The following is a 9,059-nucleotide window of genomic DNA, read 5'->3' on the forward strand; positions in this document are numbered from 1 at the left end:
TACTTTAAACTACTCGTCTTTGCTTGGGTACAAATTTGCCTGGAAGTCAATTTGCAATTGTTTTGGCAGTTGGTCTACTTGAAAGTACCGATGAAATTTATCGGTAACTTGTAACCAATACGATCGCCCCTCACTCGGTCGCCGTTTGCGGACGAAACCCATTTCTACAAGTTCCTGCACTTGTTGGTAAGCTCCTGAACCTCGCAAGTTAACTAAGTCTGGCTGAGCGATGCCGCCTTTGAGGGCGATCGCCGCCAGCGTTCGCAAAGCTCCAACACCTAATTCTGGAGGTATTAAAGTTTGCATTAAACTGGCAAACTCTTCTCTGAGTTGCAGGCTGTATCCCGTGGGGGTTTCTACGACTTCTAATGCACTGTCGCGGCGGGATGAGTCAGACATGAGTTCGATGATGGCGTCTTCCACTTCGGCTCGATCGCACTTGGCAATCTCGGCAATCTCTGCTATAGAGACCGGCTGACCTTTTAGGTAAAGTATGGCTTCTATTGTTGTGGCTAAGCGAGTCATTTGGAAATTAGTAATTAGGAATTGGGACGTTAAAGTTCGGAAACGAGCACGCGATCGGGATTTAACGGATGGATGTTGAGGGAATAAGTCAAGCGCGAACAAAGAAGAAGGAATCAGCAAAAAACCACTATCCGTCTATCTGTCACTTCGGGATCGTGAATCAAGGGAATTTGTAAAAAAACCTTCTCATTACACAATAGATTGATAGTGTGGGTTGTTTATAAAAAAAGCAAAACTCTTTCTGTTTTCAGTGTTTGATTATACTCCTGGGATTTTTGATAAAAAAATTGCAGTTTTAATCGCCTCTTGGGAAATCTAAAATCTAAAATCTAAAATCTAAAATCGCCGGATTGCTCAATCTAACTGTCGGCCAGTCAGTTCTACAAAAATATCCTCTAAATTAGAAGGACGAACCATCATCCCAGTCTTATCATCTTTGGCATCGAGATATAAATTAGCTTCTTCCAGAGTAGGGAAAAACTTGTATTCCCAGCGATCGCCTATTTGTTTCATCACTAACCCTTGACCGTATTGCTGCCGCAGTTGGGCCAAGGTTCCCAGTTGAATTAACTTGCCGCCGTCCATAATGCCGATGCGATCGCACAAATACTCCACCTCATCCATATAATGCGTTGTTAACAGCATTGTCATTCCCTGCTTGTTCAAATCTAAAATTATTTCCCACAATCGGCGCCGCGTTTGCGGGTCTAACCCTACAGTCGGTTCGTCCAAAAATAAGATTTGTGGCTCATGCAAAAGTGCTCGGGCAATTTGCAACCTCCGCTTCATTCCTCCCGACAAAGTTTTTACTAAGTCGTCTCGCCTTTCTGCTAATTCTACATATCCCAACCACTGTTTAATTAACTGTTGCCGTTTCGGGTTTGGGATGTGGTGCATCCGCCCGTGAAACTCCATATTTTCCCATACTGAAAGCTCAGTATCAACGCTGATTTGTTGGAGCACGACGCCTATGCACTGTTTCACTTGCAAGCTTTGCCGCATCACGTCATATCCAGCTACCTGGATTTGACCGCTGCTGGGCTTAGTCAGGGTAGTCAGCATCCGAATTGTGGTCGATTTGCCGGCACCGTTGGGGCCTAGGAGACCGAACATTTCTCCGGCTTCAATCGTGAACGAAAGGTCATTGACAACGGGGATTTTGTTGTAAATCTTGCAGGCGTTTTGCAGGGAAACAGAGACAGACATAGGTATTTCGGTATAATTTACTGGAAACAAAGCTCTTTCTTCTCAGTCATATCATGTCCGGTAAATTAACCACAATACTTTTTGGGGCGAGTTTCACCAACAATCTGTAATTCACATCCACAATATTTATAAAGCCGTCCCAACCGGGCGACAAAATTTTATAACGGGCAATTCAACAGACATGATATCATTCCTGGACGCAGAAGGCGGGTTCGATCTACTAAAATCTCTGGTGATATTCATCGGTACTGATACCAGAAAAACCCTATTTATCTGCTATTTGTACACGAGTTTTTTTAGTGTAACTACTCTGAGTGTCATCTGCCGGTAGAAAGCTGATTTTTTTACAGCTTGCAGCACCCAGTTATTGCGGTTGAGTTAAATCAGGTTTCAATTCCATCATCCGGCTGTCGAATTTGCGCGCTGCTTCGCTAATCGCGATCGTCGGTTTAGCGCCGTCGAGATATATAGCTGTCATAAAAACCCCTATTTTTCCCCGTCGAAACAGCGTCATATCGACATTCATTGGTATATTTTCTATTTTTCCTTGACTTCTCCACCCAGCCGATACCTCGCCAATCTTGTCTTGCAAACTTAAAGCGGCGGGATCGGTGAACGGCGATTCCTTGTTACTGTTTAAACCTTGAGAGAATGCTTTTGCAGCCATCCCTTCACGGATTGCTCGATCGAACGTACCTTGTTGGATGGGATCTGACAGTTGCACGGTAAATCCTATCAAAAATTGAAGTTCAAACAGCTTGGGATCGATTTTTTGGTACGCAAACAGGCTGGCTGGCTTAAAGTCAGGGCCCTGGCTGAGTTGATTTCTGAAATTTGCCACATCGTCAGATGACATCTCTGTAAAACCTGGGGGCAAGTCTTGTAAAGTCAGGACTAGGCTGGACAAGTCCGCTGCGGGATCTGGAATATCGGCAGACAGAATATTGCTGCTATCGATCGCCTTAGTTGCGATCGACACTTCGCAAAATCCACCGCCCCATCCAGCACTAATTAGCAAACAAACCAATAACACAACTTTTTTTTCCTTATTTTACCCTGTTGCTATTACTCCTTACCCATGTCTACCTCACTCTAGCCCAGAGCCCTGCCTTTTAGTCTGCTGTTTCTAATTCCTCTAATTCTTGCGTAGACTGCCATCCAGCTTGCCAGAGCGATCGGTCTTTGAGCTGTGCGGCGTTCAGCCAGAAACGGACATTGGAATCGCAAGCCGCCACCATTTCTGCAAATACCCATTTACCTTCGTTTTTTCGGTTGACTACTTGAAAGTGCCGCCACCCCCAAGTTTTTTGGTGTGAAGTCCATCGGGAACCCACTAAATAAGGAAATTTTTGTTTTTTCGGCACAGTATTTTTCTTTACAAATATATTAGAAAGCAAGTTAATGTAATAACTCCTTCTGTTTGATGATATTAATTCCCTATCAAAACTCGTCAAATCCTCTGGCCCTCTCCCCTTCTCCCCTTCCCCTCTCAAACATAACAGACAATATAGAGGCACTGCAGCTTACATGAGAGTTCACCTAAACTCTATCTGCAAGTAGATGCGTTTATTGTAAGTTGCAGCACATTCGCTTCCTGGTTCAAAAGTAAGGGCAGTTCAATGACTGCCCCTGTAATTAGTTATACCTATTGAATAGGGATGATTTTTCACTCGATCCACAAATAGGAAATTTATGCAGCACGAGTTAAATCGTGAATCTCAAATCTAAAAGCAAATAACCCTGGTTATAGTTGTGCACAATAATCCGTTCAGTGAAACTTACTCAAATCTACTTTTCGAGCAGGTTTGACGTTCACTTCCTGCTTGTGCCAAGGCGGTCGGCCGCTTCTTGTCCGCAGGCGTCTTTTCGAGCTCAACTCTCCCTACAAACATTTTTTCAATCTTAATCGTGTTTCATTGATCCTGTACAGCTCAATAAAAAAGCACTTTTAGGCAAGATTGACTAATTTTTTTGATTCTGTCGCTACCCCTTGATTACTTCCTTGTTAAGGCTTTTGGCCCGATAAATCCAGAGGAAGTTGGGGAAGCCGGAGCCGAACCGCATTTGTTTGCAGCCAGAGAGTTATGGCGTGCTTCCGCTGCGGAGTCACGTACTCTCCCGGTCTGATCACGCCAGCACAGACGCCGATGTTTTTAATAAGGGTTTCTCGCTCCGATGAACTTGCACCCTGTAGCAACCTGACTTGGGCTTTGATAAAATCCACGTTCATAGCTGAAAGTAAAAGTAAGTAAAGAACTCAGTTAAATAGCGATGCTTTGGTTCCGATTGTAACTCTAAAACCACTTGGTAGGAATCAAATTGATTCAACCTGCCCTGGATGGGGATCGAGGCGTCTAGAGCTAGCCAACTTTATTTACTTTATCTGTTTTTGCTAACAAAAGTGTCACTATGCTACCAGTTTTGGCAGAATTCTTCATAGTTAAGAACTGTTACAAATTTGGCTCGCTTCCGACAATACTGCAGAGTTTAGTGGTAACGCTACTTTCCTAAACTCAAAAAGTTCAGCATTGTCTCCAGATCCTTGCCTTCCTAGGTTTTACCCTCCCCCATTGGGAAGCGATCGCGCGCGGAAAATTCCTCTTCGATCGCCCCTCTTAACATTCAGACACAACCACCTCACCCTATTGATTTAGATGTGCCGTATGTCTCGCTGTGGACTATAACTTCAGGCATACGTGTTGTTACCAGGGCTACCATAAGCGAGCAAGTTTTTATTCTTGTTTCTCAATGATATATTTTTTTTCTTTTCTTGCAAAGCCCTTATTTGTGTTAATTAAGGCAGCTTTGTAATGTCCGCGCCAACGAAGACTCGCAGCTTGCGAATCCAGATTTTTTGCGCTGTGTGGCGGTGCATCTGTTTTCTGAATTCATTGGGGGCGATCGGTCCTCGGCTAGCATTGCCAGTAACCGCTCATTTTGTATAATTAATAACAGATCGGTCAATGTTAAGAATTTTAAAACAGCACAAGTTTAAACAGTCTTCGATCCGTCGATCGCTCCTAATAGCCCAAAAAGAAGGGTAAAACAAATCAACTCTGCATACCAGCGCTGTCAAGTCGATTTTGCCTTCGCACTCGGCCTTTGATAGCAATTACAGCAGTCCCTGCTGTTATGAGGTACAGTATCAGCAATTAGCTTTCCAATTTCTTAAATGTTGAAAATTCATGTTTATTGAGGGAAACGGCAATGATTCTATCAATCATGGATGTGGTAGTTGGAGCGAACCCGAGCAAAAAAGATTTGAGTGGTGACAACCATTGTTCAATTGGATTAAAATAGGTGAGAGTATGGGGATAAATAAATACCGCTGGCACCTACTGCATCAATCATTGGCACAATTGATGCTAGTTTATGGGCGGTCAATTATCCATCACTACTACCGCAACTGCCCATTATTTAGGACATCAAAAATTCACAATAAATACGACAAATGCAGCTCCATTTATTGAATTGTTTATTTTCATTAATGCCAAGGGTTTGTTAATAGTAATTGCGCCAATGGCTGTGAATGAGTTGGCCTCGATAAAATGGTTTGAGTTGGGAGACTTTTGTCCCCGGCTGTGAACGGGCATGAGTTCTGGTCGCACCCACTATAATCCGGGTTTCATCCAAAAATAGGCTTGTTTTATAGCTCGATATCTTTGATTTTTTCCTAATACTATAGTAGACCTCTTGCAAAAGTCCTTTTCATAAATTTATTGGGCGGGCTCTTCGGCCCATCCCACAAGAAAAATAACTCTTGTGGGATGGGCATCTTGCCCGTCCTAGTTATTTTTGCAAGAGGTCTAGTGTGAATTTTTGGACTCTTTCTGTCGCGGCTTGGCTACTGTACCATATTTTTTTTACGATGTACTCCTAATTTCTGTACGCAGCGACACATGGCCGTCCGACTCACCGAATTTCCGGTCTTAATAGCAAATAATTGACACCACTCCACCCTGGTGGCTTCTTGATAATGCCACCAGTGTTTTGACTTCTACTTCTGTATTTGTCAGATGACTGAATTGCGGTTTTCCTCTCTGTTTGGGCTGTAAATTTACCTCGGTTTTTTGTTGCTCGTGCCTGTTTTTGGACGAGACTTTTACGCTCGAGCAAACTGGGTCGCTACTTTTCTCCTTGACATCTTTTAGGCCAAATGTGCTGTCACTATTTTTTCTCCTATATCCAGCGAATATGCTTTCATTAGCTTTAACTACAAAATGATATTTTATTGTTACTTATTGTGCGGATTAACATCGAATACCGCTGTAATCTAGCTGTCAGATTACTTATTTTTTCTGCAATTTGAGCGTATTTTTTTGTTTTTAATTATAAATACTTGAACAATACCTTTTGAATATAGTTAAGCACAAGGCCTGTTTGTGTAGCAACTCAAACTATCGTAAATTCAACAATTTTTTCAATTTTTTTCATTCAAATAGCAATTTCCTAGGTTGGGATATTTAAGGCTCCAGTGGCTCTGAGCCACGGCTTGTGTTGGCAAGTTAACCCTTGAGGGTTTGTAAAGCAGGCTCCTTTGACGCGACAACCAGAGAAATCCGAACCCATTAGCTGAATATCTTTAAAGTTGGCGTGTCTGAACTCAGTCTCAACCAGATTGGTATCTCGTAAGACTGCTCCCTCTCGATCGGCTGGAAATAGAGAGGCTGGTTTTAGAGTAGCACAGCTTAAGTCAGCGCCAACACAGTTGGCTAACTAAGTGGGCAATTCGGCTTAAAATTGCTTCTGTCAAATCAGCATATCTAAAACAGACATCTGGAAAAATCCCCAAACCTTTGACGTGAAACGTTTGTGGCTGTTTGACCGCAGGTGTCACACAGCCACAAACGGAACAGGCGAGTAGGGGAGAGAAGATGAATTAATAAAAATAAACCTATTTAATCAACCATTTTAATTCATTTTTTTATTTAGTTGCACTTTAAGTGGGCAGAACAATCGTACCTGTTCGCCACCTGACACATCCACATACTGTTAAAATTATTTCTTCATAACTTTCAGAGTTTTCCCGAAATCTTTCCGCAGCTACTAGGAAAAATTTTCCGAAGCTTGACGAGTTTAGTTTTATTTTTTTTAAAACAGAAAATTTTTAAAAAGTCTCCATTTTTCATCTTGATAGTATGGTATATTAAGCTGTTGTACATTTAAATAGGGTATAATTAAAATTTATTTGAGTCTACTTGTAGAAAAATGCCAGCCAAAAATCATCTCAATTCCCAACAGATAGAGCAACTGCAAAAAGCATTAAAAGAGGAAAAAAACGGAGATATTAGAGAAAGAATTCTGATCTTATTATTGCTCAATGATGGAAAAACTCAAGCTAAAATCGCTGATTTTTTGGGTGGTTCAGTAAATAAGGTGTCTCATTGGTGTCTGAAGGGAGATCCCGATAATCTAGAAACTCTAACCGATGCAAGGATGAGTGGAAACCATAGAAAAGCCACAGATAAATATATAGAAATATTATTAGAAACTATAGACAAAGAGCCTCAAGAGTTAGGATACGAATTTGGAAGATGGACAGCACAAAGATTAGCAATATATTTAGAGCATAGTACAGGAATAAAATTAAGTGGAGCGCAAGTTCGGAGGATATTAAAGCAAAAAAAGTACGTTTACCTTTGGGCAAAATATAGCTTAAAATCTAAAATAAATCCCGACAAAAGAACAGCATTTAAAGAAAAAATATCGGAATATTTAAAAATAAAAAAATCAACTCCTGAACGATTGCAGGTATGGTTTTGGGACGAGAGTGGATTCAGTTTAAGAGTCACTAGAAGAAAGAACTGGTGTAAAAAAGGAAGCCGAAAAAATATCAGGGGAGACCGAAGAAAAGGAAGAATTAATGTAATGGGAGGTCTGAGGTATTCAGATAAAAAAAGGTTGGTAGAATTTCTCAATAAAGGCAATTCATATAATTTTTATAGAGTGCTAAAAATCTTTTACCAAGAGCTAATTAATGAATGGGTATCAGCAGGTAATCAAGCATCAGAATTTGCTGAAAAGGGAGCAAAAATAGTAATCATCCTTGACAATGCTAGTTTTCACAAAAAAGAAGAGTACCTCGAAAAGATTGAGACAGAATTGCCTAACATTCATTTAGAATTCCTCCCGGAATAGAGCCTCGGACTATAATTTGATTGAATTAGTCTGGCATTCGACAAAAGAATATATCGCAAATCGACTTTTTACATCAATTGAAGAGCTAGAGTATTTACTACATCGCCTATTAAATGAAGGAGAGTTAATTATTAAATGGGGTAGAAAAATCAAAAATAAGGGGAATGCTTGTATCACAGTTTAAATGTGCAACAGCTTAATATAATACAAGATAGGTTTGGCTTCACATAAAAAAATGTTAAAGTTCGTCATACTCCCCTTTAACGAAGCAAGAGAATTGAAATTTGTATCAAGTGTAAGAGTCAAGGCAGCTTGATACATTGGGAAGGACTGGCCACACAAATACCCTGTGCCCCAGGAGAATTTAAGCTTGAGGAGTGTTCAGAAAGAGACAGTATGCTCCGTTCGACGGGAAGGAACTAACGGCTCGATCGCCCTTTTGAGTCATCTCGCCTAAAGGCAGGTGAGTGTCAAATCAAACTAATCACCACTCTCACCTATGACTAAAATGGTTGAAACGCTGTAAGGGGCATACAGTTGCTGTACCCGATCGATAAGCAGCGATAGCCAAGCGCTGCTGCTCTTGAGCTCGCACGTTCTAACCGCTTTTAAAAATCTAGATTTACCTAGATTTTTAAAAGCGGTTTTATGATGACTTCTGCCAAATGCCTGTTGATTACCAAGGGTAGTAATGCTATAGGTGCAATAATATGGGCGATCGCCCAACAGTTCTCCTTGGCAACTCTGTATGATGCTGCAATTCTTGCAGTTGCGCAGCTAGAAGCTGCCCAATTCTGGACAACAGACCAATCTTTACTCAATACAAGACGCTGCATAAGTGTTCTTACTTATCGCTTCGCTTCGCTTGTGGGTTGAGTTTTGCTACGCTTCTATCTATCCACCGTGCTTACTTGCGATTTGCTCTGACTAAATGCTCTGAAACTCTTATAATCAATCTTAATCTCTGGAGCAATTTTGAATGTCACTTCAAAGTTTTCAGCGTATAGCACGCCAGCTTGATTATCAACGGCCCACAAATAGTCGGCGTTCCTACTAGCTCTTGGTTGGATAGTTCCTATCTCTATCCATCTGTGCTCCACACGCCTTGCTGTGCAGGGTAAACGCATCTAAATTAATTTGACAAAAACGTTAATTTGTGCATTTATAAATAACTCAAAAAACCTTCTTAA

The 9,059-nt window shown here is 41.3% G+C and carries 6 protein-coding genes and 2 pseudogenes; 2 read left to right on the top strand and 6 right to left on the bottom strand.

Annotation, left to right across the window (positions count from 1 at the left end):
* Positions 1 to 9: 9 nt before the first annotated feature.
* The 6 genes and pseudogenes from scpB to QUB61_RS39970 all read right to left on the bottom strand — a co-directional run.
* Entirely contained in the window at positions 10 to 525 is a 516-nt protein-coding gene (scpB, locus tag QUB61_RS20025; protein WP_332957504.1) for an SMC-Scp complex subunit ScpB, read from the bottom strand.
* Between the two features lie 354 nt (positions 526 to 879).
* Positions 880 to 1,731 (bottom strand): ABC transporter ATP-binding protein, encoded by an 852-nt coding sequence (locus tag QUB61_RS20030; protein ID WP_333131511.1) that lies wholly within the window; start codon positions 1,729 to 1,731, stop codon positions 880 to 882.
* Positions 1,732 to 2,095: 364 nt separating this feature from the next.
* Positions 2,096 to 2,764 (bottom strand): hypothetical protein, encoded by a 669-nt coding sequence (locus QUB61_RS20035; RefSeq protein ID WP_333131509.1) that lies wholly within the window; start codon positions 2,762 to 2,764, stop codon positions 2,096 to 2,098.
* A 79-nt stretch (positions 2,765 to 2,843) separates the two neighbouring features.
* Positions 2,844 to 3,095, bottom strand: coding sequence for a TIGR02450 family Trp-rich protein (locus QUB61_RS20040; protein ID WP_333131506.1), 252 nt, complete (start codon positions 3,093 to 3,095; stop codon positions 2,844 to 2,846).
* A 641-nt stretch (positions 3,096 to 3,736) separates the two neighbouring features.
* On the bottom strand, positions 3,737 to 3,961 hold the full coding sequence (locus tag QUB61_RS20045; protein ID WP_006635912.1) for a hypothetical protein: 225 nt from the start codon (positions 3,959 to 3,961) through the stop codon (positions 3,737 to 3,739).
* A 2,219-nt stretch (positions 3,962 to 6,180) separates the two neighbouring features.
* A pseudogene (locus QUB61_RS39970) lies at positions 6,181 to 6,351 on the bottom strand (pentapeptide repeat-containing protein); the annotation flags it as partial.
* A 588-nt stretch (positions 6,352 to 6,939) separates the two neighbouring features.
* On the opposite strand from QUB61_RS39970, the pseudogene QUB61_RS20050 reads away from it, so the two are divergent.
* Together QUB61_RS20050 and QUB61_RS20055 are read left to right on the top strand one after the other, a co-directional pair.
* Positions 6,940 to 8,053 (top strand): annotated as a pseudogene (locus tag QUB61_RS20050) (IS630 family transposase).
* Between the two features lie 464 nt (positions 8,054 to 8,517).
* Entirely contained in the window at positions 8,518 to 8,745 is a 228-nt protein-coding gene (locus QUB61_RS20055; protein WP_333131504.1) for a hypothetical protein, read from the top strand.
* Positions 8,746 to 9,059: the final 314 nt, after the last annotated feature.

The sequence above is a fragment of the Microcoleus sp. C2D2 genome, assembly GCF_036702495.1.
In the GTDB taxonomy this organism is placed as follows: domain Bacteria; phylum Cyanobacteriota; class Cyanobacteriia; order Cyanobacteriales; family Microcoleaceae; genus Microcoleus.